Origin of the sequence: Tardiphaga robiniae, from assembly GCF_001618955.1 — a bacterium.
In the GTDB taxonomy this organism is placed as follows: domain Bacteria; phylum Pseudomonadota; class Alphaproteobacteria; order Rhizobiales; family Xanthobacteraceae; genus Tardiphaga; species Tardiphaga robiniae_A.
On sequence record NZ_LVYV01000008.1, the window covers coordinates 55,988 to 78,952 of the forward strand.

General features: G+C 60.9%; 27 protein-coding genes. 22 read left to right on the plus strand and 5 right to left on the minus strand.

Annotated elements, in window-relative coordinates; translation table 11 throughout:
• The first annotated feature begins 124 nt into the window (after positions 1–124).
• The 8 genes from soxY (at position 125) to A4A58_RS11450 (ending at position 7,432) form a co-directional block, all read left to right on the plus strand.
• Complete coding sequence (gene soxY, locus A4A58_RS11415) at positions 125–589, plus strand: thiosulfate oxidation carrier protein SoxY (RefSeq protein WP_068732003.1); 465 nt, start codon at positions 125–127, stop codon at positions 587–589.
• 48 nt (positions 590–637) lie between these two features.
• Complete coding sequence (gene soxZ, locus A4A58_RS11420) at positions 638–967, plus strand: thiosulfate oxidation carrier complex protein SoxZ (protein ID WP_068732004.1); 330 nt, start codon at positions 638–640, stop codon at positions 965–967.
• 87 nt (positions 968–1,054) lie between these two features.
• Entirely contained in the window at positions 1,055–2,752 is a 1,698-nt protein-coding gene (gene soxB, locus A4A58_RS11425; RefSeq protein ID WP_068732006.1) for a thiosulfohydrolase SoxB, read from the plus strand.
• 40 nt (positions 2,753–2,792) lie between these two features.
• A complete protein-coding gene (gene soxC, locus A4A58_RS11430) occupies positions 2,793–4,073 on the plus strand; it encodes a sulfite dehydrogenase (protein ID WP_068732008.1) in 1,281 nt (426 codons plus the stop codon).
• The gene (locus tag A4A58_RS11435) at positions 4,057–4,758 is read left to right on the plus strand and encodes a c-type cytochrome (protein WP_068732010.1); all 702 of its coding nucleotides are present in this window, start codon (positions 4,057–4,059) and stop codon (positions 4,756–4,758) included. Before soxC ends, A4A58_RS11435 begins: the two co-directional genes overlap by 17 nt.
• A 71-nt stretch (positions 4,759–4,829) precedes the next feature.
• Positions 4,830–5,219, plus strand: a complete 390-nt coding sequence (locus tag A4A58_RS11440; RefSeq protein WP_068732012.1) for a c-type cytochrome — start codon at positions 4,830–4,832, stop codon at positions 5,217–5,219.
• 831 nt (positions 5,220–6,050) lie between these two features.
• The gene (locus tag A4A58_RS11445) at positions 6,051–6,506 is read left to right on the plus strand and encodes a type II 3-dehydroquinate dehydratase (protein ID WP_068732014.1); all 456 of its coding nucleotides are present in this window, start codon (positions 6,051–6,053) and stop codon (positions 6,504–6,506) included.
• Positions 6,503–7,432, plus strand: coding sequence for a 2-hydroxyacid dehydrogenase (locus tag A4A58_RS11450; protein ID WP_068732016.1), 930 nt, complete (start codon positions 6,503–6,505; stop codon positions 7,430–7,432). The genes A4A58_RS11445 and A4A58_RS11450 overlap by 4 nt, the downstream gene beginning before the upstream one ends.
• Here A4A58_RS11450 and A4A58_RS11455 read toward each other — a convergent pair.
• A complete protein-coding gene (locus A4A58_RS11455) occupies positions 7,400–8,347 on the minus strand; it encodes a LysR family transcriptional regulator (protein ID WP_068732018.1) in 948 nt (315 codons plus the stop codon). The two genes, A4A58_RS11450 and A4A58_RS11455, sit on opposite strands and share 33 nt — an antisense overlap.
• 91 nt (positions 8,348–8,438) lie before the next feature.
• On the opposite strand from A4A58_RS11455, the gene A4A58_RS11460 reads away from it, so the two are divergent.
• The 7 genes from A4A58_RS11460 to A4A58_RS11490 all read left to right on the plus strand — a co-directional run bounded on the left by A4A58_RS11460 (position 8,439) and on the right by A4A58_RS11490 (position 14,912).
• A complete protein-coding gene (locus A4A58_RS11460) occupies positions 8,439–9,899 on the plus strand; it encodes a 4-hydroxyphenylacetate 3-hydroxylase family protein (protein ID WP_068732020.1) in 1,461 nt (486 codons plus the stop codon).
• Positions 9,896–10,399: a flavin reductase family protein gene (locus A4A58_RS11465; RefSeq protein WP_244499739.1), complete on the plus strand. Its 504-nt coding sequence runs from the start codon at positions 9,896–9,898 to the stop codon at positions 10,397–10,399. The genes A4A58_RS11460 and A4A58_RS11465 overlap by 4 nt, the downstream gene beginning before the upstream one ends.
• 11 nt (positions 10,400–10,410) lie before the next feature.
• Positions 10,411–10,821 (plus strand): RidA family protein, encoded by a 411-nt coding sequence (locus A4A58_RS11470; protein ID WP_068732022.1) that lies wholly within the window; start codon positions 10,411–10,413, stop codon positions 10,819–10,821.
• A 176-nt stretch (positions 10,822–10,997) separates the two neighbouring features.
• Complete coding sequence (locus A4A58_RS11475; protein WP_081421823.1) at positions 10,998–12,035, plus strand: ABC transporter substrate-binding protein; 1,038 nt, start codon at positions 10,998–11,000, stop codon at positions 12,033–12,035.
• A gap of 78 nt (positions 12,036–12,113) precedes the next feature.
• On the plus strand, positions 12,114–12,968 hold the full coding sequence (locus tag A4A58_RS11480; RefSeq protein ID WP_068732024.1) for an ABC transporter permease: 855 nt from the start codon (positions 12,114–12,116) through the stop codon (positions 12,966–12,968).
• Complete coding sequence (locus A4A58_RS11485; protein ID WP_068732026.1) at positions 12,965–13,780, plus strand: ABC transporter permease; 816 nt, start codon at positions 12,965–12,967, stop codon at positions 13,778–13,780. The genes A4A58_RS11480 and A4A58_RS11485 overlap by 4 nt, the downstream gene beginning before the upstream one ends.
• Complete coding sequence (locus tag A4A58_RS11490) at positions 13,764–14,912, plus strand: ABC transporter ATP-binding protein (protein ID WP_081421824.1); 1,149 nt, start codon at positions 13,764–13,766, stop codon at positions 14,910–14,912. The genes A4A58_RS11485 and A4A58_RS11490 overlap by 17 nt, the downstream gene beginning before the upstream one ends.
• Positions 14,913–14,923: 11 nt before the next feature.
• Here the strand turns inward: A4A58_RS11490 and A4A58_RS11495 are convergent, their stop codons facing one another.
• Positions 14,924–15,577: a DUF1028 domain-containing protein gene (locus A4A58_RS11495; RefSeq protein WP_068732028.1), complete on the minus strand. Its 654-nt coding sequence runs from the start codon at positions 15,575–15,577 to the stop codon at positions 14,924–14,926.
• Between the two features lie 39 nt (positions 15,578–15,616).
• On the opposite strand from A4A58_RS11495, the gene argE reads away from it, so the two are divergent.
• The 4 genes from argE to A4A58_RS11515 are packed head-to-tail and all read left to right on the plus strand — an operon-like array spanning position 15,617 to position 18,893.
• Positions 15,617–16,795, plus strand: coding sequence for an acetylornithine deacetylase (gene argE / locus A4A58_RS11500; RefSeq protein ID WP_081421825.1), 1,179 nt, complete (start codon positions 15,617–15,619; stop codon positions 16,793–16,795).
• Entirely contained in the window at positions 16,792–17,799 is a 1,008-nt protein-coding gene (locus A4A58_RS11505) for an NAD(P)H-quinone oxidoreductase (protein WP_433993620.1), read from the plus strand. The genes argE and A4A58_RS11505 overlap by 4 nt, the downstream gene beginning before the upstream one ends.
• 51 nt (positions 17,800–17,850) lie before the next feature.
• A complete protein-coding gene (locus A4A58_RS11510; RefSeq protein ID WP_068732032.1) occupies positions 17,851–18,276 on the plus strand; it encodes a GlcG/HbpS family heme-binding protein in 426 nt (141 codons plus the stop codon).
• Between the two features lie 8 nt (positions 18,277–18,284).
• On the plus strand, positions 18,285–18,893 hold the full coding sequence (locus tag A4A58_RS11515; protein WP_068732118.1) for a glutathione S-transferase family protein: 609 nt from the start codon (positions 18,285–18,287) through the stop codon (positions 18,891–18,893).
• Positions 18,894–18,901: 8 nt separating this feature from the next.
• Here the strand turns inward: A4A58_RS11515 and A4A58_RS11520 are convergent, their stop codons facing one another.
• Positions 18,902–19,321, minus strand: coding sequence for a hypothetical protein (locus A4A58_RS11520; RefSeq protein WP_139069838.1), 420 nt, complete (start codon positions 19,319–19,321; stop codon positions 18,902–18,904).
• Positions 19,248–20,393 carry a GGDEF domain-containing protein gene (locus A4A58_RS11525; protein WP_068732036.1) on the minus strand — a complete coding sequence of 382 codons (1,146 nt, stop codon included), beginning with the start codon at positions 20,391–20,393 and terminating at the stop codon, positions 19,248–19,250. Before A4A58_RS11525 ends, A4A58_RS11520 begins: the two co-directional genes overlap by 74 nt.
• A gap of 219 nt (positions 20,394–20,612) precedes the next feature.
• Between A4A58_RS11525 and A4A58_RS11530 the strand changes: the two genes are divergently transcribed.
• On the plus strand, positions 20,613–20,861 hold the full coding sequence (locus A4A58_RS11530) for a hypothetical protein (RefSeq protein WP_068732038.1): 249 nt from the start codon (positions 20,613–20,615) through the stop codon (positions 20,859–20,861).
• A 117-nt stretch (positions 20,862–20,978) separates the two neighbouring features.
• Positions 20,979–21,302 (plus strand): GrlR family regulatory protein, encoded by a 324-nt coding sequence (locus tag A4A58_RS11535; RefSeq protein WP_068732040.1) that lies wholly within the window; start codon positions 20,979–20,981, stop codon positions 21,300–21,302.
• A gap of 9 nt (positions 21,303–21,311) precedes the next feature.
• On the opposite strand, the gene A4A58_RS11540 is transcribed toward A4A58_RS11535, so the two are convergent.
• On the minus strand, positions 21,312–21,725 hold the full coding sequence (locus tag A4A58_RS11540; RefSeq protein ID WP_068732042.1) for a hypothetical protein: 414 nt from the start codon (positions 21,723–21,725) through the stop codon (positions 21,312–21,314).
• A gap of 210 nt (positions 21,726–21,935) precedes the next feature.
• On the opposite strand from A4A58_RS11540, the gene A4A58_RS11545 reads away from it, so the two are divergent.
• Positions 21,936–22,943, plus strand: a complete 1,008-nt coding sequence (locus tag A4A58_RS11545) for an ABC transporter substrate-binding protein (RefSeq protein WP_068732120.1) — start codon at positions 21,936–21,938, stop codon at positions 22,941–22,943.
• Positions 22,944–22,965: the final 22 nt, after the last annotated feature.

Below are 22,965 nucleotides of genomic sequence, written 5' to 3' on the forward strand. Positions count from 1 at the left end.
TCAGATCTTTACATTCAAGAAAAAGAATATAATGATATGTCCCAGATAAGATAGATCAGACTTGGAATCGTCAAGCGATACTATTGTAAAGGGGATTGCTCAAATCCCGCAGGAGGAAGCACTCATGATTTTGAAGTCGGTCGAGAAGACCCGTCGCGAAACGCTGGCCATGGCCGCGATCGCCGGTCTCGCAGCAATCCTTGCTCCCAGACTATCGCTAGCCGATGAGCAGGCCGTCGCCGCCGAAATCAAGAAGCTGTACGGCGACAAGAAATTCGAAAGCGGCAAGATCAAGCTCGACGTTCCCGAGATTGCCGAGAACGGTCTCGTGGTCCCGGTCAATGTCGATATCGAAAGCCCGATGACCGACGCCGACTACGTCAAGTCGGTGCATGTGTTCGCCGAGGGCAATCCGTTGCCGGCCGTCGTCAGCTACCGGTTCACGCCCGCTTGCGGCAAAGCCTCGGCGTCGACGCGCATGCGCCTTGCGGAAACCCAGAACATCGTTTGCATCGCCGAAATGTCCAACGGCAAGCTGCACATGGCCAAGGCCAATGTGAAGGTCACGATCGGCGGCTGCGGCGGCTAGTCGCGCGGCTTCGTTCACAGAACAGATTTATCAGGCGAGGATTTTCCCATGGCAACCAAACCAACCCCGCGCGTTCGCGTTCCGACCCAGGCCAAGCCGGGCGAGCTGATCGAGATCAAGACGCTGATCTCTCACGAAATGGAATCGGGCCAGCGCAAGGATGCGGCCGGCAAGGTCGTGCCGCGCAAGATCATCAACAAGTTCACCGCAGCCTTCAACGGCAAGACGGTGTTCGAGGCCGACTGGAATCCTGCCATTTCGGCTAATCCCTATCAGTCGTTTTTCTACAAGGCTGCCGAGTCCGGCGAATTCACCTTCACCTGGAAGGATGACGACGGCTCCGACTATGTCGCGTCCAACAAGCTGACCGTGGCCTGACGGATTGCAGACTTTGAATTGCAGATGTTGATCTGACGTTCTTCTGAACATTCACCCTTCCATACCGGAAGGGATCATAGGTGGATCATGATATCGAGGCGGGATTTCCTGCGAGCGACGGCGGCTGCGTCTGCGCTGACGATCGGAAGCGGCCTTGGCCCGCTCGGCCGCGCGGCGGCACAGCAACGCATCACACAGGCCGATATCCTGCGGTTCGATCCGCTGGGCACGGTGACGATCCTCTATGTCGCTGACACGCACGCGCAACTGATGCCGCTGCACTTCCGCGAACCGTCGGTGAATCTCGGCGTCGGCGAAGTGAAGGGCATGCCGCCACATCTCACGGATGCCGAGTTTCGCAACTACTTCAAGATTGCAGCCGGCTCCGCAGATGCCTTCTCGCTCACCGCCGATGACTTCGTCGCGCTTGCGAAGAACTATGGCCGCATGGGCGGCATGGACCGCATCGCCACACTGATCGGGGCCGTGCGTGCCGAGCGCGGCGACGACAAGGTGCTGCTGCTGGATGGTGGCGATAGCTGGCAGGGCAGCTGGACGTCGTTGCAGACCAAGGCGCAGGACATGGTCGACGTGATGTCGGCCCTGAAGCTCGATGCAATGGTCGGGCACTGGGAATTCACCTACGGCGCCGAGCGCGTCAAGCAGATCGCCGACAGCGCGCCCTTTGCCTTCCTCGCACAGAACATTCGCGACAACGAATGGCAGGAGCCGGTGTTCGAGGCGCGCAAGATGTTCGAGCGCGGCGGCGCTACCATCGCCGTGATCGGTCAGGCACTGCCGCGCACGGCCGTCGCCAATCCGCGCTGGATGTTCCCGAACTGGGAGTTCGGTATTCGCGAGGAAGACATCCAGAAGCAGGTGGATGAAGCCCGCGCTGCCGGAGCCTCCATCGTGGTCTTGCTGTCGCATAACGGCTTCGACGTTGATCGCAAGCTGGCCGGCCGCGTGAAGGGGCTCGATGTCATCCTGACGGCGCACACCCATGACGCCATGCCCGGCCTGATCAAGGTCGGCAATACGGTGCTGGTCGCAACCGGTTCGCACGGCAAGTTCGTGTCGCGCCTCGATATCGAGGTGAAGGACAAGAAAGTTGCGGATATCCGCTTCAAGCTGATGCCGGTCTTCTCCGATGCGATCAAACCCGATCCGGCGATGACCGCGCTGGTGGAGAAGGTGAGGGCGCCGTTCGCTAGGGATCTGGCACGCGAAATCGGCAAGACGGATTCGCTGCTGTATCGCCGCGGCAATTTCAACGGCACCTTCGACGATCTGATCTGCAACGCCATGATGGCGGAGCGCGATGCGGAGATCGTGCTGTCGCCCGGCTTCCGCTGGGGCGGCACGCTGATCCCCGGCGATGCGATCACCTGGGAGCAGATCACCAACGCCACCGCGATCACCTATCCGAACTGCTATCGCAACCAGATGACCGGCACCCAGATCAAGGAAGTGCTGGAAGACGTCGCCGACAATATCTTCCATCCCGATCCGTATTTCCAGGGTGGTGGCGATATGGTCCGCATGGGCGGCATGGGCTACGCGATCGATATTTCCAAACCGATGGGATCGCGCATTTCCGCGATGACTCATCTGAAGTCGGGCAAGCCGATCGAGGCCAGCAAGACCTACACGGTGTCGGGCTGGGCCAGCATCAACGAGAACACGCAGGGGCCACCGATCTGGGACGTGGTTGCGGCTCATGTGGCGAAGGTGTCGACCGTGAAGATCGAACCGAACACCGCGGTCAAGGTGACCGGTACTTAATCGCTGGCTGTCGCATTGCAGAGACACGAAAGCTTGTCGCATGACTGATCGAACCTCAGTGGAAATGCTCAATCGCCGCCGCTTTCTCGGCGCAGCGGGTCTGACCGGTGCCGGTGCAGCACTTTCGGCGATTCCGGCGCTCGCGGGTGAGACGGCAAAATCCGAAGCACTCATCACCGATGTGCAGGACTGGCAGCGCTATCTCGGCGATGGCGTCGACAAGCATCCCTACGGCGTGCCCTCGAAATTCGAGAAGAATGTGATCCGTCGCGATGTGCCGTGGCTTACCGCGTCGGCGGAGTCTTCGGTCAACTTCACGCCACTGCACGAGCTCGATGGGATCATCACGCCGTCCGGCCTGTGCTTCGAGCGGCATCATGGCGGTGTCGCCGAGATCAATCCGGCCGATCACCGGCTGATGATCAACGGGCTGGTGGACAAGCCGCTGGTTTTCACCATGGACGACATCAAGCGGATGCCGCGTGTCAATAAGGTGTACTTCCTCGAATGCGCGGCCAATTCAGGCATGGAATGGCGCGGTAGCCAGCTCAATGGCTGCCAGTTCACCCACGGCATGATTCACAACGTAATGTATACCGGCGTGCCTTTGAAAGTGTTGTTGGATGAGGCCGGACTGAAGCCGAATGCCAAATGGCTGATGCTGGAGGGCGCCGATTCCGCCGGCATGAACCGCTCGCTGCCGATCGAGAAGGCGCTGAACGATGTCATGATCGCTTTCGCCATGAATGGTGAGGCGTTGCGTCCTGAGCAGGGCTATCCGTTGCGCGTGGTCATTCCCGGCTGGGAAGGCAATCTGTGGGTCAAGTGGCTGCGCCGCATCGAAGCCGGCGACCAGCCGTGGCAGACCCGCGAGGAGACGTCGAAATACACGGACCTTTTAGCCGACGGAAATTCCCGCAAGCATACATTCGTGATGGACGCAAAGTCGGTGGTGACCAATCCATCGCCGCAGGCGCCGCTGAAACACAAGGGACGCAATGTGCTGAGCGGGCTGGCCTGGTCCGGCCGCGGCACCGTGAAGCGCGTCGATGTCTCGATGGATGGCGGGCGCAACTGGCAGACCGCGCGCATCGATGGTCCGGTCTTCGACAAGTCCGTGGTGCGCTTCTATGTGGATTTCGACTGGAACGGACAGGAGCTGATGATCCAGTCCCGGGCCATCGACTCCACCGGCTACGTGCAGCCGTCGAAGGACGATCTGCGCAAGGTGCGCGGCGTCAATTCGATCTACCACAATAACGGCATTCAGACCTGGCTGGTGCGTTCGGGCGGGGAGACTGAAAATGTCGAAATCGGCTAATGCCCTGATGCTGGTGCTGACGATATGTCTGCTCGGCGGCACGAGTGCGCCAAGCGCGGCCCAGCAGATGGCGGGCCGCGACGCAACCAGGCCCTCCGCGAAACTCGGGCTCGGCCGTGCAGCCACGCCGGAAGAAATCACCGCATGGGATACCGACGTGCGGCCGGATGGGCGAGGTCTTCCGGTCGGCAAGGGCACCGTGAAGCAGGGCGACGATCTGTTTCAGGAGAAGTGCGCGTCCTGTCACGGCGAATTCGGACAGGGCGTCGGTCGATGGCCGGTGCTTGCCGGCGGCGCGGGGACATTGAAGGCGGATCGGCCGGACAAGACCGTCGGTTCGTTCTGGCCCGATCTTTCCACCGTGTTCGACTACATCAAGCGCGCGATGCCCTATGGTAACGCGCAGTCGCTGACCAATGACGAGGTCTATGCGCTGACGGCCTACATTCTCAGCATGAACGATATCGTCAAGGACGAGACATTCGAACTCAACGAGAAGAACTTCACGTCGATCAAGATGCCGAACGCTGCAGCATTTTTCGAGGACGACCGCGAGACGTCCGAGAAGCATTTCTGGAACAAGAGCCCCTGCATGAAGGATTGCCGGCCGGCGCCGAAGGTGACCGGGCGGGCCATGGCCATCGACGTCACGCCTGACGGCAAGTCCGGCCCCAAGGTCGAGTAGCAGGCGAGGGCATTCGTCTTTCGCGATGGCTCGCACGCCATAACAATCACTACATTTGAGGTTTGATCAGGATGACCTTCCGCTTTTCGCTGCTCGCTCTGTCGCTCGTACTGATGACAACCGATGCCATGGCGCAGGATGTTGCAGCCGGGGAGAAGTCCTTCAACAAGTGTCGCGCCTGCCATCAGGTGGGCGAGACCGCGAAGAACACCGTGGGGCCGATCCTGAACGGTCTGTTCGGGCGCAAATCCGGCACTGTCGCGGGCTATAATTATTCCGACGCCAACAAGAATTCCGGCCTGACCTGGGACGATGCAGTGTTCACCGACTACATCAAGGATCCGAAGGGCAAGATCCCCGGCACCAAGATGAGCTTTGCCGGCATCAAGAACGAGCAGGAGATCAAGGATCTCACCGCGTTCCTGAAGCAGTTCGCGGCGGACGGCAAGAAGGGCGGCTAAAGCGCTGTCGTTTTTCAGGTGAGCAGCTCGCTTGATATGATCCGGACGAAATCGTTGCAGTTTTCGCCAGATGCTGCTGATCGGCAGACTGGAGATTGCATCAAGGGTGGCGTCCCGGTCATCCGATAACCATGCTCAGAATGTTGGATGATTAGCCCACGGTACGCCGGGCATCCAATGAGTGGATGATCCAGCCATTCAATTGTTGGCACGACTCTTGCTGATCGTAAAAAGGAGATAGGGCGATAGCGAGAGTGAATCTTGAGAAACGTGTTGACCCAAAGAGCGAGAAATTGGTGTGTGAACATCTGGCGCGAAATCAGGGATTCCTTGAAACACGTGCCAATGCACTAGAGCCTTTTCGATTCTGATAGAATCAGAACCGAGGCCCTAGCTTTTTGTCTAGGCGCGTTTTCTTGACGCGGACCGGTCCCCACTTCGCTCGAAAACGCTCTAGCCGGATGCCGACCGTGCGCCGCATGTAACCCGACCGACTTTTTCGGCCGGTTTCCTTCGATTGGTCGCCTCGCACATTTTACCCAGCGACGGACGACGCCGCCTCCGGGCTTTTCACCTACGGCAAGAGCAACCTCTGAACCATACTGAAATCCGTCGAACCGCATAGGTTCTTTTGATTTCTGCAATGAGGCAGGTCTCTCTAAGGTTCAATTTCCGGATGCGCTGCGTCGATGCGTAGCTGCATGCGCCCTGTTGGCGAAGGGTTGAGCATCTGGGATCATCCGACGTCACTCGTTCGTTGGTATTTTCTCCCGGTTCGGTCTTGCCTCTCGAGAATACCCGATTGCCCTCCAGACACATGAAAGCGCGGCCATGACGTCTCCAGTTGTCTATTTCCTCAATGGTCCCAATGCCAATCTTTATGGGCTGGACAAAAGCGGCACCTATGGCCGCGAGAGTTTCGTCTCGATCAAGAAGCGCTGTGAAGACCACGCAGCTTCGCTCGGCTTGACGGTCGACTTCCGCCAGTCCAATCACGAAGGCATTCTGGTTGACTGGATTCAGGAGGCGCGGGAGAAGGCCGAGGGGATCGTCATCAATGCCGCCGGTCTCACTTACTCGTCGGTACCCATTCTCGATGCATTGCTCGCTTTCGACGGTCCGATCATCGAGGCGCATATGAGCAATATCTGGAAGCGCGAGCCGTTTCGCCATCACTCCTATGTGTCGCGTGCCGCAACGGGTGTGATCGCAGGGCTCGGCGCACTCGGCTATGAACTGGCGCTGACTGCAGTGTCGCGTCTGATCGCCGAAAAGGCCGCGCAATGACGTCGGAGGTGATGGCATTCTACAGCGTCCTCGATGACTTCAAAACGTGGCGTGCGGCGCTGGCCGCGGAGGGGATCGATCTGCGTCAGGCTGACGATATCGCTGACCCCGCCAGCATGCGGCAGGCACTTGTCTGGAAGCCGCCGCATGGCTTCTTTGCGCGCTTTCCCAATCTCGGGCTCGTTGTCAATCTGGGCGCCGGCGTAGACGCGCTGGTCGGGCGTGACGACCTGCCGGAGGTTCCGATCACGCGCCTGTCCGATCCGAAGATGGCGCGGATGATGGCTGGCTATGTGTTGTTCGCGGTGATGCGGCACGCACGCGACATTCCGGCCTTCGAGCGCGCCCAGCGCGAGCGCCGCTGGCACTATATTCATCCGCGCGATCCCGAGACTATCACGGTCGGCATTCTCGGCCTTGGCGAACTCGGCCTGACCGCGGCGCTCGAATGCGCCCGGCAAGGCTATCGCGTGCGTGGCTGGTCCAACACGCTGAAGTCGGTGGAGGGCATCGAGACATCTGCCGGTCTGTCTGCGTTGCCGGATATCCTGGGCGATAGCGACATTCTCGTCTGCATGTTGCCCCAGACGCCGCAAACGGGCGGACTGCTGAATGCCGAGCGTCTCGCGCAGATGAAGCCGGGTGCGGTCTTCGTCAATGTCTCGCGCGGGAGTATCGTCGATGAGTTGGCCTTGATCGAGGCGCTACGCTCCGGGCATATCGCGGAGGCCACGCTGGATGTGTTTGCCTCCGAGCCACTGTCGCCGGACAGCGCGCTCTGGGCGATGGACAATGTGCTGATCACCCCGCATCTCGCATCGGTGGCGCTGCCGGGTTCGGCTGCGCGGCAAATCGGCGAGAACGTGCGCCGGCTGCGTGCCGGGCAGGAGCTGCTAAGCTGCGTCGATCCTCGCCGGGGCTATTGAGCCCGGCGCAAACTGGCCGCCAACGGCAAAGGCGTCGCGCGCGTAGTCGGCGAATGTCTGCACCGCCGGCCGTAGCGCGTGGCGCTTCAGGCGTAGCGCCATCACATGCGTGGCCGGAAGCTTTTCGGTGATGGGCACCACGGCGACGCGGCTGCCGTCATAGCCGATGGTGGTGCGCGGCACGGCATTGTGGATCGAATATCCCTGGCCATTTCCAATCAGTCCGCGGATCAGCTCGAATGACCGGGTCCGGAAGGAAATGCGCGGCTCGATACCGGAGGCCGTAAACAGGCTGGCGAAGTAGTCGCGCGAATGCGGCAGGTCCAGCAGGATGAACGGCTCGTCGCGCATTTCGGTCAGGCTGATCGACGACCGATTTGCCAAAGGGTGATCCGCCGACAGTACGATATAGGGCGGTAGCTCGCAAAATTTCTCACCGACGATCTCGTCGGGAACAGCGAAGGAGTAGGACAGCGCGAGTTCGGTCCGTCCGGAGACCAGACCGTCGATGATTTCCTGCTGGTCGCCTTCTTCCAGCTTTACCGAAATGCCCGGCTGGCGCTCGCGAAAGCCGGAGAGGAGCCCCGGCATGAATCGCGTGGCGAGGGTCGAGAAGCTGCCGACTACGATCTCGCCGTGCAATGTGCTGCCAAGTGATTGGGCACTTTGGGCAAAATCACGTGCGTGTGCGAGCAGCAGCCTGGCGTCGTTGACCAGCCGCTGACCGGCCGGGGAGAGCGTCACGCCCTTGGCGAGATGGCGGATGAAGATCTGGACGCCGAGTTCCGCCTCCAGCTGGCTGAGTGCGGCCGAAATCGAGGGCTGCGAGACGTTCAGGCGCTTGGCGGCTTCCGTCACGCTGCCCGCATCGGCCGTCTCAACCACATAGCGCAGGGCCCGGAGCGAGAACCTCATCGTGTTTTCCTATGCATCTCCAAACATAAAAATATTTTCCTTATGATAGGCCCTTCGGCACCCTGTCGTCCAGTCGAACAGGAGCCGATCAATGATCCGCACGGGTGAAGAATACAAACAGGGCATTCGCGATGGCCGCGAGGTCTGGATCGATGGCGAGCGCGTCAAGGATGTGACCACGCACCCGGCGCTGAAGCCGATCATCGACGTTAAGGCCCGCATGTATGACATGGCGCGTGAAGAGCGTTACGCCGCCGACCTCACTTACGTTGAAGACAACGAGACACATTCGGTCTTCTACAAGCCGCCGACGGAACAGAAGGACTGGCACGACAAGATCAAGGCCGTCGATCACGTGATGAAGGACATCGGCGGCGTGGTCACCCGCGTCGGCGACGAGACCATCGGCGAGATGTGGTCGCTGACCGATGGGCGCGACGTGCTGGCCGAGATCGATCCGCGCTTCGCCGCCAATATTGATCGGCATATCCAGGCCGTGATCGAGAAGGACATTTTCCACGTCTCGGCCAATACCGATCCGAAGGGCGACCGCTCGCTGCCGCCGCAGCAGCAGGATCCGGACCTGATGGTCCACGTCACCCGCGAGACCGATGCGGGCATCATCATTCGCGGAGCGAAATACGAGACCGCCGCGGCCTATGCCGATCAGGCCTATCTGAAGCCAACCGTCGGCGCCTGGGCCAATGAAAAACTCTCAGACTATGCGGTGGGCTGCATCGTCAAGATGGGCACGCCGGGCGTGAAACATATCTGCCGCGGCGGCTTCGCCAATCGCAGCAGTGCCAACGCCAAGGACTATCCGCTCGCCAATCGCTTCGACGAGGTCGAGGCGCTGGTGGTGTTCGACGACGTACTGATCCCGTGGGAAGACGTGTTCTTCTATCGCCATACCCGCGCTGCGCAGTTCGTGCGTTCGACGCTGCATCGCTACTCGGCATTCCCTTATGTGCTGCGTCTGCTCTACACCGCCGACATGATGATCGGCGCGGCGATGTGGAACGCCAAGCAGACCGGCCTCGACAAGCTGCAGTCGGTGCGCGAGAAGCTCGCCGATCTCGTCTGCTACCGCGAAGGCATCAATGCGCATCTCACCGCCTCCATCGCCATGGCGGAGAAGAGCCCGGGTGGCCTTCTGATGCCACAACAGTCGATGCTCTATGCCGGCCGCGTGTTCGCCTGTTCGCAGCTCCCGGCGATGATGCACATCGCCCGCGAACTGTGCGGCGGCCAGATCTGCATCACACCGAATGCCGACGCCTTCGAGGCCGAGGGATCAGGCAAGTGGCTCAACAAGTTCTATTCGCTGAACGACCAGTGGCAGGCCGACGATCGCCGCAAACTGCTCGCCTTCGCGCGCGACCTGCTCAATTCAGACTATGCCGGTCACCGCCTGACCTTCGTGCAATTCGCGCAGGCGCCGCACTTCAATCATCTGGCGGCGGTCTATAACAGCTTCGATTTCGCTGGGCCGCTGGATTTCGTCAAGAAGTCGGCGGGGCTGTCCGATCGTATCGACGGAGCGAAGTCGTGAGCGCAGCGACGCATCCGCTGGTCGAGGTCGATATCTTCCGCGACGCCATGCGGATGACGGCTTCGGGCGTGGCGGTGGTGACAACGGATGGCGAAGCGGGGCGCGCGGGCGTCACGGTGTCGTCGCTGTGCTCGCTATCGATGGAACCGCCGTCGGTGGTGTTCAGCGTTCACCGCGACAATCGCCATCTCGAAAAGTTGCTGGCCAATGGCGTGTTCGTCGCCAACATTCTGTCTGATACGCAGGAGCGTGTTGCCAACAGCTTCGCCGGGTTGATCCCTGAACTGCGCGGCAACCGTTTTCTTGCCGGTGACTGGTCGGAACTGCTCACCGGCGCGCCTGCGCTCGATGGCGCGTTGTGCAATTTCGATTGCCGCGTCGCCAGCGTGTTCGATTTCGGCTCGCATCGCATCGTCGCGGGCGAGGTGCTGAACGTTCGCAACCAAGCTGCGCTGCCCCTGATCTTCTCCGATCGCACATTCCGTCGTCTCGCCGCCTGAGGATCTGCTTCATGACCACCCATCAGCGTTTTCGCAAGTTCAACACCAAGGAAGCCTATCCCGAGCAGTCGCTCGACAACGACGTTTGCATGGTCGTTCGCGCTAACAACACCGTTTATGTGCGCGGCCAGACGGCGATGGATCTCGACGGCAAGATCGTCGGCATCGGCGATGCCGCTGCGCAGACGGAGAATGCCATGACATGCGCCAAGGTGCTGCTTGAAGAGGCAGGCTCCACGCTCGAGGACGTGGTGAAGATCGTCATCTACATCACCGATCGCGCCTATCGCGAGCCGGTCTATCGGGTCGTCGGCAAATGGCTGAAGGGCGTCTATCCGGTTTCGACGGGGATTATCGTTCAGGGCCTCGCCAAGCCTGAATACCTGATGGAAATCGACATCATCGCGGAAATTCCGGCGTAACGACGCGTTTTTCGCCGGCACTACAGAGATCAATCGGACGTTTGCGACTTCATCTTTCGCATGATCGATGAGTGCGGTTGCACGCGGCTGTTCGGCGGAAATTCTTGAGATTTATCAATCGTCTGGCACGATGTTTGCTTTTCTTTACTACGTCATAATCCTTGTGAGGTTTCGAGATGAAGCGCGCCTTGAAGTTTACTGCATTAATGTTGCTGTCGACGCTCGCGATTGGCGGGCAGGCATCCGCCCAGGAGAAGCTGGTAGTCAGCACCTGGGGTGGAAGTTTCCGCGATCTAATCGATGAAGCGATCGCCAAGAAATTCACCGCCGACACCGGCGTGAAGGTTGAATACATCACCGGCGGCACGATCGATCGTCTCAATCAGGCCAAGCTCGCTGCTGCGAAGCCGGAGAGCGACGTTACCTTCACGACGGCCCATGTCGGCTGGCTCTATGCCAACGACAATCTGTTCGAGAAGCTCGACATGGCGAAGATCCCGAATGCCAGTCATCTGGTCGAGCAGGCCAAGATCAGCCCGTATCACATCGGCTCCTGGGCCTATGTCTACACGATCGGCTATCTGCCCGATCAGTTGCCGAAGGGCGTCAGCTTCGAGAGTTGGGAAGGCCTGTGGAATCCCGCGCTCAAGGGCATGATCTCGTCGCCCGATTTCGATCCGAGCCATGTGATGGTCGTTGCAGCCAAGCTCTCTGGCGGCGACGCATCGAATTGGGAAGTTGGCGAAGCCAAGATGAAGGCGCTGAAGCCGAACTACAAGGCGTTCTACACCAATGACGCCAACAGTCAGCAGCTGTTCGCCACCGGCGAAACCCCGGTGCAGGTCGTGCTGTCAATGAACGCCTATTACATGCAGGCCCAGGGCGTGCCGATCAAGCTGGCGATTCCGAAGGAAGGCGCCGTGCTCGGTGTCGACACGATGGGCATCACCAAGGGCTCGACCAAGGCGGAGCTGGCCTACAAGTTCATCAACACCGCGCTCGATCCGGACGTGCAGGCGAAGATCGCCGAACTGAAGAAGGGCAGCCCGGTGGTGGACAACGCCAAGGTCAAGCCCGAGATCGCAGCACTGCCGGGCGTGTTCACGACCGCGGATCAGTGGGCGAAGCAGACGCTGGTGATCGACGCCAAGCTGCGTGCCGAGAAGACTGGTACCTGGCGTAAGTGGTTCACCGAAAACATCATGGCTCCGTAAAAGAGTTCGGGTCGCGATCCGGCTGCTACTGTCGGGTCGCGATCCATGACGTCAGGTTCGCCCACCTTGAGTTTGTCCATGAACACACGTCCATTTCTGGGATGGTTTGTCTCGCCGGCCGGCCTCGTCGCTGCGGGCCTGATCGCGGCGATGCTGGCTGTCTTTCAGTACAGTGTGCGAGCCTATATTCCCGGCACGCTCGAAGTCGGCGGATTCACCTGGGCGAATTTCGAAGCCATGCTGCGGCCGCTTTACGCCCTGGCATTCTGGAATACGGTACTGATCTGTTTTGAAACGGCGGTGTTCACGCTGCTTCTTGCCTATCCGCTGGCCTATACGTTGACGCGCACCAACAGCTCCGCGCTACGTTCCTTCATCCTGATCGTGTCGGTCACGCCGCTGTTTCTCGGCGAGGTGGTGCGGACCTATTCCTGGATGATCGTGCTCGGCAATAACGGTTTCCTGAACACGCTGCTGCTCAAGCTCGGCCTGGTGGATCGCCCGTTGCGCATGATGTTTACCTCGGGCGGTGTGATAGCGGCACTGGTGCATGTGACCATGCCGATTATGGTCATCATGCTGGCCGCGGCGCTGTCGCATATCGACCGCAATTACGAGAAAGCTGCCGAAAGTCTCGGCGCGGGTCCGATCCGCATCTTCATGACCATCACGCTGCCGCTGTCGATGCCCGGCATCGTTGCCGGCTTCTCGACGGCCTTCGCCTGGACCTTCAGCGCCTTTGCAACGCCGCAGCTGATCGGCGGCGGCCGCGTCGCCACGGTGTCGACGCTGATCTATCAGCTCGGCTTCTCGTCATTCAACTTTCCCTTTGCCGCCAGCCTCTCCATCATCGGCCTCGCGCTGTCGCTGGCCGTGATCGCGCTGCTGAAGAAGGCCGCGAGCCCGCTCGAACGCATGGCGGGCACCACATGAAGCGCTCACCTGCAACCATTGCGCTGCGCTGGTCCGGGCGCATTATCGTTGCGGCCATCTTGCTGTTCGTGCTTCTGCCGGGCGTTGTCGTGGCGATCTCGGCCTTCAACGACCGCGCGATCCTGCAATTCCCGCCGCAATCCTGGTCACTGCGCTGGTTCTATCGTGCGTTTTCCTATTCTGATTTTGCCAAGGGTTTCTGGAATGGCCTGACCGTGACGGTGTGGGCGTCGAGCATCGCGGTGGTGGTCGGTTCGGCCTTCGCTTTCGCCATTCATCGCTACAAATTCGCGCTCAGGGACTTTCTCGAAGGCATTCTGCTGTCGCCGCTCATCATCCCGCATTACACCGTCGGTCTTGGCATTCTCATTCTCGCCTCGCAGACCGGGATCGGACGCGGCTTTCCGCTCGTCATCTTCGCCCATGTGGTGATGGTGCTGCCTTTCGTGATGCGCAGCACTTACATCTCACTGGAGAATCTCGACACGCGCCTGGAGCTGGCTGCGTCCAGTCTCGGCGCCACGCCGCTGCGGATTCTGTTCACGGTGACGATCCCGCTGCTGATTCCGGGCCTCCTGAGCGGCTGGCTGTTCGCGGCGATCCTGTCGTTCAACGAATTCACGGCGACGCTGTTCGTCAGCAGTCAGGCGACGCAGACGCTGCCGGTCGCCATGTATAATTACGTCCGAGAATTCGCGGATCCCACATTGGCCGCACTGTCGGTCATCTACATCGTCGTGACGGCAACCTTGCTCACGATTGCAAATTCCTTCCTGGGCCTCGGGAAAATCCTGAATGTTGATGCGCACTGATCCAATGACGGCACACACGCCGGAAGCGACCAGCGAAAAAGTCCGTCCGGCGGTGCAGCTCGACGGCGTCACCAAGCGCTTTGGCGACTCCATGGCGCTGCATGAAGCGTGGCTGAAGATCCGGCCGAGCGAATTCATGACCCTGCTGGGCCCGTCCGGCTGCGGAAAGACGACGCTGCTCAATCTCGTTGCCGGCTTCCTCGAAGCCGACAATGGCGAAATCTTCATCGATGGCGATTTGGTCACGGAAACGCCCGCGCATATGCGGGAAATCGGAATTGTGTTTCAGAACTACGCGCTGTTCCCGCATATGAGCGTCGCCAAGAATATCGCTTACGGATTGAAGACTCGTGGCGTCGACAAGAAGGAGATCGCGCGTCGCGTCGACGAGGCGCTGGCGCTGGTCAAGCTGTCAGGCTTTGCCGATCGCAAGCCGCGGCAGTTGTCTGGCGGCCAGCAGCAGCGCGTGGCACTCGCGCGGGCGCTGGTGATCAGGCCGAAGGTGCTGCTGCTCGACGAGCCGTTCTCGGCGCTCGACAAGAATCTCCGCGGCTCGATGCAGGTCGAGCTCAAGCAGATCCAGCGCGAGCTCGGCGTCACCACGATCTTCGTCACGCATGATCAGGGCGAGGCGCTGTCGATGTCGGATCGTATCGCCGTGATGTCGGCCGGCCGTATTCGCCAGATCGCGGCACCGGACGATATCTATCGCCGGCCCGCCGATCGCTTCGTCGCGTCCTTTGTTGGTGATGCCAATATCCTCAACGGGCGTCTTGTCGAGAAGCGCGGCGATGTCGCTGTCGTCTCGGTCGGCGATATCAGCGCCGAAGTTCCTGTGGCGCCGATTGCCGCGCTTTCGATTGGCGACGCCGTGGATGTCTTCGTGCGGCCGGAGCATCTGTCGGTGACGGCGCGCGGCGCGTCAGGCTCGTTGCCCGGTACCGTGACGACGCAGGTGTTTCAGGGCGGCCATGTCGATCTCTATATCGACGCGTCCGGCAGTGCGCGCGAGCGCATCCTGCTGCGTTCACCGGGCATTGCCGCGCTGTCGTCCTGTCCGGTCGGAGCTGAGATCGGATTGATCATCGGCTCCGACGATATCGTGGCGTTTCCGCCGGGCGAGGCGGCGTGAGGCGCTCTGCCTTAGAACGACGGCGCAGCGCCCGGATTCATCGCGCGCGCGGTGTAGTCCTTCTGCTGCGGCCGATAGCGCTCCCACAGCGCGCGGAGTTCACCGATCGGAGCGTCGTGCCAGTCGACACGCAGGTCGACCACCGGCCAGTCGAAGCGATCCGCCACATGCAGGCCCGCGGCATGTTCGTCGTCGGTTTCGCCGCCGGCATCGAGGCCGGCTTCCAGCGCCGACAGCAATCGCTCCGCCAGCGGTTGTCCGGCCGTAGCTTCGAACTTTGCGATCATCATGCTCGGGACTTTTTCATCGACCAGCAGATTGCCGAGCGCGAGGCAGCCGGCGCCTTGCGCAATGCCGACGATCGGCAATGCCTGTTCGCCGGAATGCCAGGCCACCTGACCGTAGCGATCGATCACACCGACCTGCCGCCACGCCGGTTGCGGTGTGCCGAGCGTGAGATTGTTGAGGACGGCTCCGGCGCCAAGGCCCTGACGCAGCAGCGCAAGGCCGGTCGGGCCGAGCGACGGATCAGTGACATTCTGCGACACCACGAGGCCGAGCGGTCCCACCCATGCGCAACGGGCCGGCACGGCAATGCTCGACGACGTGATGGCAATGCCGAACGCGCCGGTCTCCGGACAACGTGCCGAGATGGAATAGGTCATCGTGATGCTCCCGCAATCGTAAAAGTATTGGGAGTATAGATGATCGAGAGAATAGCTCAAATACTTTGCGAGCTGATCAGTATTGAAAGTATAAGCGCGAATTCAAATCTCGATATCATTGCATATATCGAGAGAGTACTTGCGTCGTCCGGCGTGTCCGCACTCCGCGTGCCATCGCCGGATGGCCGCAAGGCCTCGCTGCTCGCGACTATCGGTCCCGTGGATCGGCCTGGCATCGTGCTGTCGGCGCATACGGATGTGGTGCCGGTGGAGGGGCAGGCCTGGACCGTGCCGCCATTCGCAGGCGTCATCCGTGACGAGAGCATCTATGGTCGCGGTGCGACCGACATGAAGGGCTTTCTCGCCGTCGTTCTCGCTGCCGTGCCGCGCTTGAAGGAGGCGGCCATTGCTGCGCCGGTGCATCTTGCGTTTTCCTATGACGAGGAAGTCGGATGCCGCGGCGCCCCCGATCTGGTGCGCGCGCTGATGCAATCTGTTGCACCACCAGCACTCGCCATCATCGGCGAGCCCACCACGATGCGCGTCGTTCGCGCGCACAAGGGCAAGGTCGCGCGCCGCCTGACAGTAACAGGCCGCACCGGTCATTCGGCGATGCCGCATCGTGCGGCCAATGCGGTCGATGCGGGCGTTGCGATCGCGCATGCGTTGCGCGGTCTGGCCGATCAGGAAATCGCGCGTGGTGGCGATGCTGCTTTCGATCCGCCATTCACCACAATCCATGTGGGCTCGCTGCATGGCGGCACCATGGTCAATCTGGTGCCGGAATTGGCCGTGCTGGAATACGAGATCCGCACCATGCCAGGCCGTGACGCCGGCGAGATTCTTGCGCGGATCGATGAGGTGGTTGCGCGCGAGCGCGATCGGTTGCGCGCCAGTGCGCCGGAGGCTGACATCGTCTCCGAGGAACTGTCGGCCTATCCCGGGCTCGACACTGCTGCCGATGCCTCCATGACGCGTCTGGTCGCAGGAATGGCAGGCGATACGCAACCCGCAACCACAGTCGCCTTCGGCACCGAGGCCGGCCTCTACGCAGAGGCGGGCATCCCGACGCTGGTCTGCGGACCCGGCGATATGGCGCGCGGGCACAAAGCCGACGAGTGGATCGGCTTCGACGAACTCGCGGCTGCGAACGCGATGATGGACAGGCTGGCGGATTTGCTGCGTTGGCCGAGTGAAGAGTGGATACGCGTATCATGAAGAACGAAGTGTCGACGATCATGTCGACCATGCAGGCGATTATCGCAACGCAAGCAGGCGGTCCTGAGGTTCTGACGCTAGTCGAACGACCGGTGCCGGTGCCCGGTCCCGGTGAAGTGCTGATCGAGGTCGCTGCGGCCGGCGTCAATCGCCCGGATCTGATGCAGCGGAGCGGTGCCGTGCCGCTGCCGCCGGGTGTCACTGACGTGCTCGGTCTCGAAGTCGCTGGCCGAGTGGTCGGAGGCGACGCTGCGTTGCAGGGGCAGGCGGTGATGGCGCTGGTGAAGGGCGGCGGTTACGCGCGCTATTGCATCGCCAAGGCATCGCATTGTCTTGCGGTGCCCGAGGGGCTGACGATGGCGCAGGCGGCGGCATTGCCCGAAGCGCTCTTCACCGTCTGGCACAATCTGTTCGAACGTGGCCGGCTGTCGAAGGGTGAGACCGTGCTGGTGCATGGCGGTGCCAGTGGTATCGGCACCGTCGCGATCCGCATGGCCATCGCCCGCGGCGCGACGGCGATCGCGACCGTGGGCAGCGATGCCAAGAAGAAGGCGGTGGAAGCGCTCGGCGCCATCGCAATCAACTATCGTACCGACGACTTCGTTGTCGCAACGCGCGACGCCACTGCGGGGCGCGGCGTCGATGTGGTGCTCGACATCGTGGGTGGCTCCTATGTGGCGCGCAATCTCGATGCGCTGGCGCCGGGCGGGCGGCATGTCAGCCTGTCCTTCATGGAAGGCGGGGTGGTGCCCATCGATCTCGGGTTGGTGATGCGGAAGGGGCTGTATCTGACCTCATCCACGCTGCGGCCGAAGTCCGACGAGGAGAAGACTGCAATCGCTGCCGCGCTCCGCGCCGAGGTGCTGCCGCTGGTGGCATCTGGCGAGGTGAGGCCGCTGGTCTGGCGGCCGCTGCCGCTCAGTCAGGCAGCGCAGGCCCATCGTATTCTGGAAGCCAATGAAAATATCGGCAAGGTCCTGCTCCTGCCGACCGCCACCGCTTGATGAGCAGCGATGTCGAGCGCAAAAGCCGCCTATCGATACAGGAGCAGTCCCATGGCGACGACTAAACCCTCTCTCAAGCTGACACATGAAGGCGCGCTCAAAGCGCTGGCGGGTGCCGTCGCCAAGGCGGAGGAGCTTGGCGTGGCACAGAACGTCACGATCGTCGACGACGGCGGCAATCTCCTGGCTTTCGTCCGGATGGACGGCGCCAAATTGCTGTCGCGGGAAACATCGATGTCCAAGGCCATTACGGCCGCATCGCATAGGCAGCCGACCTCTCGGCTCAATCCCGCCGACGAGATCAAGCTGGCCATCGCAGGCGGCGGCCGCCTGACCAATCTCGAAGGCGGATTGCCGATCGTGATTGCCGGTCAATGTATCGGGGCGGTCGGTGTCGGGTCGGGCACCGGCGCGCAGGACGTCGAAGTCGCGCGTGCCGCGCTGGCGGCCATCGACGCGGAGGATCAGAAGCCATGAGCGACAGGATCGAACTGTTCTACGCGCCGACATCGCCCTATGTCCGCAAGGTCATGGCCTGTGCGATCGAGCTCGGGATCGCCGATCGTATCGTGAAGCTGCCCAGCGCCGCGCATCCGTTGAAGCGGGACGCGCGGATCGCAAGTTTCAACCCGCTCGCCAAAGTGCCGGCGGCGAAGCTGGTGGATGGCACGCTGCTGTTCGACAGCCGGGTGATTTGCGAATATCTCGACGACCTCGGACACGGTTCGCTGTTTCCGCGCGGGCCCGAGCGTTGGCAGGTGCTCACCGAGCAGGCGCTCGGAGATGGTTTGCTCGATGCGGCGCTGCTCACGCGTTATGAAAATACCTGCCGTAGCGACGAGATCAGATCGGTGGAGTGGATCGATGGTCAGATGACCAAGATCGCTGCGGCCCTAGACCAGATGGAAAACGACGTCGCAGCGTTCGGCGCCCGCATCACCATCGGCAGCCTCACCATCGCCTGCGCGCTCGGCTATCTGGATTTTCGTTTTGCGTCTTTCGACTGGCGCAGCTCGCGGCCGGCCTTGACCGACTGGTTCGCTACCGTGTCGGAGCGGCCGTCACTGCGAGATACGTTTCCGGCCGAGGGATAATTCTGTCGTCAGCTTTCAGCCTCGACCCAGTTCAGTGTCATCCGCATCGCATGGCTGTGCCGGGCTTCGATCAACCACTGTTCTTCGCGATAGCAGATCGAGCGCAGCAGGCTTTCGATGGCAAAGGAGGCAAAGAACCGCGGCGTGACTTGCTCGACCTCAATGGGACCGAGTGGAAATGCGACGATCGACGCCGCCTTGAGGTGGCTGTCGTTCGGGAGAGGTTCTGAGGCGCGCAGCAGATTGAGCGTCTCTATGGCAATGGTTTTCTGACCGGGCATCGGGGCATTCTGCCGAAAAACCTTACGCTGCCAGCCAGTGCTTAATTTTTCGTGGAACCGGGCGTCGCGCGGCTCAGGCGGCCAGATGAAAATCAGAAATCTGTACGCGATTTCGGCCTGCCGCCTTGGCTTGGTAAAGCGCAGCATCTGCCCGGCTGAGCAAGGCCTGCAGCGTTTCAGGCTCGGTTGACCGGATTGCGATCCCCACGCTGACCGTGGCGTGGATAACACCGGCGGAGATCGGGAAGCTCTTTGCTTCCAGCGTCGATCGGATGCGCTCGGCGACAGCGGCCGCTGCTTTTGGGCTCGACGCGGATAGGACAATGCAGAATTCCTCGCCGCCCAGACGCGCGGCAACATCTTCGGCGCGAATATTCGAGAAGATGATCTCAGCAAAGGCCCGCAGCACGCGGTCGCCGGCGGCGTGGCCGAACTGATCGTTGATCGTCTTGAAGTGATCGAGATCCATCACCAGAATGGCGGTATTGGATGCTGTCTCCGTTACCTTTTCGCCAAACAGTGCGCGCCGATTGAGCAGGCCGGTCAGAGGATCGGTCAGGGCATCGGATTTATGCCGGTTCGACGTCCGGATCTGGTTGATCGTCAGTGACAGCGCACCGATCCCGGTCAGACCGACGATCACCATCAGTGAATTGAACTGTTCTGCCCAATTCATCGGTCGATCGGTCAGCACGAATTGCCCGGTACGCAAGAGTTCGGCACCGCAAGCCACGAACGATGCGGCCGTGACGAGATAGAGTAGTGCATTTGCGACCATCAGCAGCGGTGCTTCGGCGCGCGCGTGCCAATATTGTGCGGCCGACAGCGCAACAAGAAGGCCCGTGCCAAAATTCGCGGCCATCGTGCCGGTGCCGGTGTAACCAAGCGCAAAGCCGATGATCATCGGGACGAGCCCTGCAGTGGTGACGAGGGCGGCGCGGATCCAGTGGGCCTCATTCGAGCAGAATTGCGTGGTGCCCGCATAGATCACTCCGAAGCCGACAAGCAGCAATATGAATGCAGCGAGCTGTAGCCTCGAATCATACTGCTCGAAGCCTGCATAGATGATGACGGCAACGACCGTGGTCGCGAGACCGATCGACCAAGTTAGCAGATAGGTCTCGGATCGCGCGACGAGCCAGGTGGCGAGCAATGTGAGCGCGAGCGCTGCGCTCGAGAGTCCGATCGCTGCGAAGATGGAGGACTGATCTAGCAACATGATGTCCGAACGCGGTGTAATTTATTTGATGCGCAATAAGCAGCACCCACTTACCACCGATCGCGGTCGGGGCCACCCATTTTGTATGGTGAGCAAAGCGTTACCAGGCCTATGGACGGGAGGTCCGGAGATCGTCGTAAGGCCGTTTTTGCGACGATTTGTGCCGGAACGAGACGCAGCCACCGGCGTTTTCATGCAGGGCGTCACAGAGGGTTGAACATGAAAAAGATTCTGGCAACGGCGGCGGCGGTGTTGATGGTCGCGAGTTTCACGGCGACGGCGGCTTCTGCGAAGAAAGTCCATCGTGGCTACAAGGCGCACCACGGATATTACGGGACTTATGGCCAGATACGAGGGCCGGCGATCTTTCGTGGCAATGCGGCGATGAGCGGCAATCACGGCAATTCTGCCTATGGCAGCAACTCGCTCGGCCATATCAAGGGCGGCAACATCGGGGGTGGCAAGTAGCGCGGCATTACATTGGAGAAGGCGAGATCGATCGTTTCAATGCGACCGATCTGGTTAACGTCTTTCTGATGAGTTGGTGGTAATTGGCTGCACCGCAACTTACAGTTCAGGTTTGTCATGCTCCCGGATGGCCGTTATTCGGCGTGGTTTCGTATTCCCGACAAGGAAGGCATGGGCATCATCACGTTGGCTGACGGTCGATTGTCGGGTGGCGATACGGTGATCGCCTATAGCGGTTCCTATATCCAGAACGGCGATGCTTTCACGGCGACGATTGCGACCCGCCGGCATGCGGACGGCCAGCCAACGATCTTCGGCATCGACGAGGTCGAGATTGATCTGGTCGGGACATCCAAGACCACGACGGCATCCTGCAGAGGTGTCGTCAAGCAACGCCCCGACGTGCCGTTTGAGGTCGTGCTGGTGCGCATGGAAGGCTAGGCCTCCGGTCTATTCGCGTAACTCGTATTGATGTCGCAACAGCTGAACCATGTCCTGGACCCGCTGCCGCCAGGCACGCGCGTCAGGCACCGGTCCTGCTGCGGGTGTGATGCGTAACATGGCGTTCCACGGGCGCGTGCCATAGACGACCACCTCGAAGCCGGCTGTCGGACAGCCATCGATACCCCTTAGCGCGCGCAGGATCACATCCGCGATTTCCGACCGGCCAAGCGTGCGGGTGCTTTCGACCGCAAGTTGCGGCTCCAGCGATGCCGCCGGATTCTCCTCTGCGACGACCGGATCGAAACCGTCTCTGGTGTCCGCGTCTGGCTCAGGCCTGATCGGTTCGGGATCGCCTGGCCTCCTCATGAGTCGTTCGACCAGACCGAGCAGGCCTCGATCGCGTTCGGGCGTCTCTTTCACATCAACAGTCCAATATCAGCGGCGACGGGCGATTTCACATCCTCCGCGGGGTGTTGTCGATGGGCTTCACGGTCATTGCGGTGCACAAATGCGCTGCGGGTTGGCTTTGTCGCAAAAGTTTCATCCGCGGCCTATAGTGGGGCGTCACGCATTCCCCTCAGACTTCTATGCGCCGGCCTTAAAGCCTGCGTCAGGATGGAGACGATCGCCGTGAAACCGTTCCGCTTGGTATTTGCTCTGTCCGCGCTGGCGCTCGCCGCCGTATCGCAGCCCGCCCGTGCTGCGGACGTCATCTGCTACAATTGTCCGCCGGAATGGGCCGACTGGGCGTCAATGATCAAGGCGGTGAAGACCGACCTCTCGATCGAGATGCCGCATGACAACAAGAACTCCGGTCAGGCACTGGCTCAGATCCTCGCCGAGAAGGCCAATCCGGTCGGCGACATCGGCTATTTTGGCGTCACCTTCGGTATGAAGGCCAAGGCGCAGGATGCACTTGAGCCCTACAAGCCCGCTGGCTGGGATCAGGTCGATGCCGGCCTGAAGGACTCCGAAGGCTACTGGACCACGATCCATTCCGGTACGCTCGGCTTCTTCGTCAACAAGGATGCCCTCGCTGGCAAGCCGGTGCCGAAGTGCTGGAAGGATCTCGCCAAGCCCGACTACAAGGGCATGGTCGGCTATCTCGATCCGACGTCTGCCGCCGTCGGCTATGTCGGCGCTGTTGCGGTCAATCTCGCGCTCGGCGGCACCGACCAGAACTTCGATCCGGCCATCGCCTTCTTCAAGGAGTTGAAGAAGAACGACGCGATCGTGCCGAAGCAGACGTCCTATGCCCGCGTCGTCTCCGGCGAGATGCCGATCCTGTTGGATTATGATTTCAATGCCTATCGCGCCAAGTATTCCGAGAAGGGCAGTTTCGAATTCGTCATTCCCTGCGAAGGCTCGGTCGTGTTTCCCTATGTGGTCGGTCTGGTGAAGAACGCGCCGCACAAGGACAAGGCCAAGAAGGTCATGGATTATCTGCTGTCCGACAAGGGTCAGGCGATCTGGACCAACGCGTACCTCCGTCCGGCCCGCAAGATCGAACTGCCGGAAGCTGTGAAGGCCAAATTCCTGCCGGATAGCGAATATGCCCGCGCCAAGAGCGTGGACTGGGGCAAGATGGAGCTGGCGCAGAAAGGCTTCAGCGACCGCTATCTCGCCGAAGTCCGTTGATGCACAATGGTGCCCCGGCGGG

Bases quoted from the DNA above. Each gene is read 5' to 3' on its own strand.
- soxY (WP_068732003.1), top strand. From the start codon at position 125: ATGATTTTGAAGTCGGTCGAGAAGACCCGTCGCGAAACGCTGGCCATG.
- soxZ (WP_068732004.1), top strand. From the start codon at position 638: ATGGCAACCAAACCAACCCCGCGCGTTCGCGTTCCGACCCAGGCCAAG.
- soxB (WP_068732006.1), top strand. From the start codon at position 1,055: ATGATATCGAGGCGGGATTTCCTGCGAGCGACGGCGGCTGCGTCTGCG.
- soxC (WP_068732008.1), top strand. From the start codon at position 2,793: ATGACTGATCGAACCTCAGTGGAAATGCTCAATCGCCGCCGCTTTCTC.
- A4A58_RS11435 (WP_068732010.1), top strand. From the start codon at position 4,057: ATGTCGAAATCGGCTAATGCCCTGATGCTGGTGCTGACGATATGTCTG.
- A4A58_RS11440 (WP_068732012.1), top strand. From the start codon at position 4,830: ATGACCTTCCGCTTTTCGCTGCTCGCTCTGTCGCTCGTACTGATGACA.
- A4A58_RS11445 (WP_068732014.1), top strand. From the start codon at position 6,051: ATGACGTCTCCAGTTGTCTATTTCCTCAATGGTCCCAATGCCAATCTT.
- A4A58_RS11450 (WP_068732016.1), top strand. From the start codon at position 6,503: ATGACGTCGGAGGTGATGGCATTCTACAGCGTCCTCGATGACTTCAAA.
- A4A58_RS11455 (WP_068732018.1), bottom strand. From the start codon at position 8,347: ATGAGGTTCTCGCTCCGGGCCCTGCGCTATGTGGTTGAGACGGCCGAT.
- A4A58_RS11460 (WP_068732020.1), top strand. From the start codon at position 8,439: ATGATCCGCACGGGTGAAGAATACAAACAGGGCATTCGCGATGGCCGC.
- A4A58_RS11470 (WP_068732022.1), top strand. From the start codon at position 10,411: ATGACCACCCATCAGCGTTTTCGCAAGTTCAACACCAAGGAAGCCTAT.
- A4A58_RS11475 (WP_081421823.1), top strand. From the start codon at position 10,998: ATGAAGCGCGCCTTGAAGTTTACTGCATTAATGTTGCTGTCGACGCTC.
- A4A58_RS11480 (WP_068732024.1), top strand. From the start codon at position 12,114: ATGAACACACGTCCATTTCTGGGATGGTTTGTCTCGCCGGCCGGCCTC.
- A4A58_RS11485 (WP_068732026.1), top strand. From the start codon at position 12,965: ATGAAGCGCTCACCTGCAACCATTGCGCTGCGCTGGTCCGGGCGCATT.
- A4A58_RS11490 (WP_081421824.1), top strand. From the start codon at position 13,764: ATGTTGATGCGCACTGATCCAATGACGGCACACACGCCGGAAGCGACC.
- A4A58_RS11495 (WP_068732028.1), bottom strand. From the start codon at position 15,577: ATGACCTATTCCATCTCGGCACGTTGTCCGGAGACCGGCGCGTTCGGC.
- argE (WP_081421825.1), top strand. From the start codon at position 15,617: ATGATCGAGAGAATAGCTCAAATACTTTGCGAGCTGATCAGTATTGAA.
- A4A58_RS11505 (WP_433993620.1), top strand. From the start codon at position 16,792: ATGAAGAACGAAGTGTCGACGATCATGTCGACCATGCAGGCGATTATC.
- A4A58_RS11510 (WP_068732032.1), top strand. From the start codon at position 17,851: ATGGCGACGACTAAACCCTCTCTCAAGCTGACACATGAAGGCGCGCTC.
- A4A58_RS11520 (WP_139069838.1), bottom strand. From the start codon at position 19,321: ATGCTGCGCTTTACCAAGCCAAGGCGGCAGGCCGAAATCGCGTACAGA.
- A4A58_RS11525 (WP_068732036.1), bottom strand. From the start codon at position 20,393: ATGTTGCTAGATCAGTCCTCCATCTTCGCAGCGATCGGACTCTCGAGC.
- A4A58_RS11530 (WP_068732038.1), top strand. From the start codon at position 20,613: ATGAAAAAGATTCTGGCAACGGCGGCGGCGGTGTTGATGGTCGCGAGT.
- A4A58_RS11535 (WP_068732040.1), top strand. From the start codon at position 20,979: ATGCTCCCGGATGGCCGTTATTCGGCGTGGTTTCGTATTCCCGACAAG.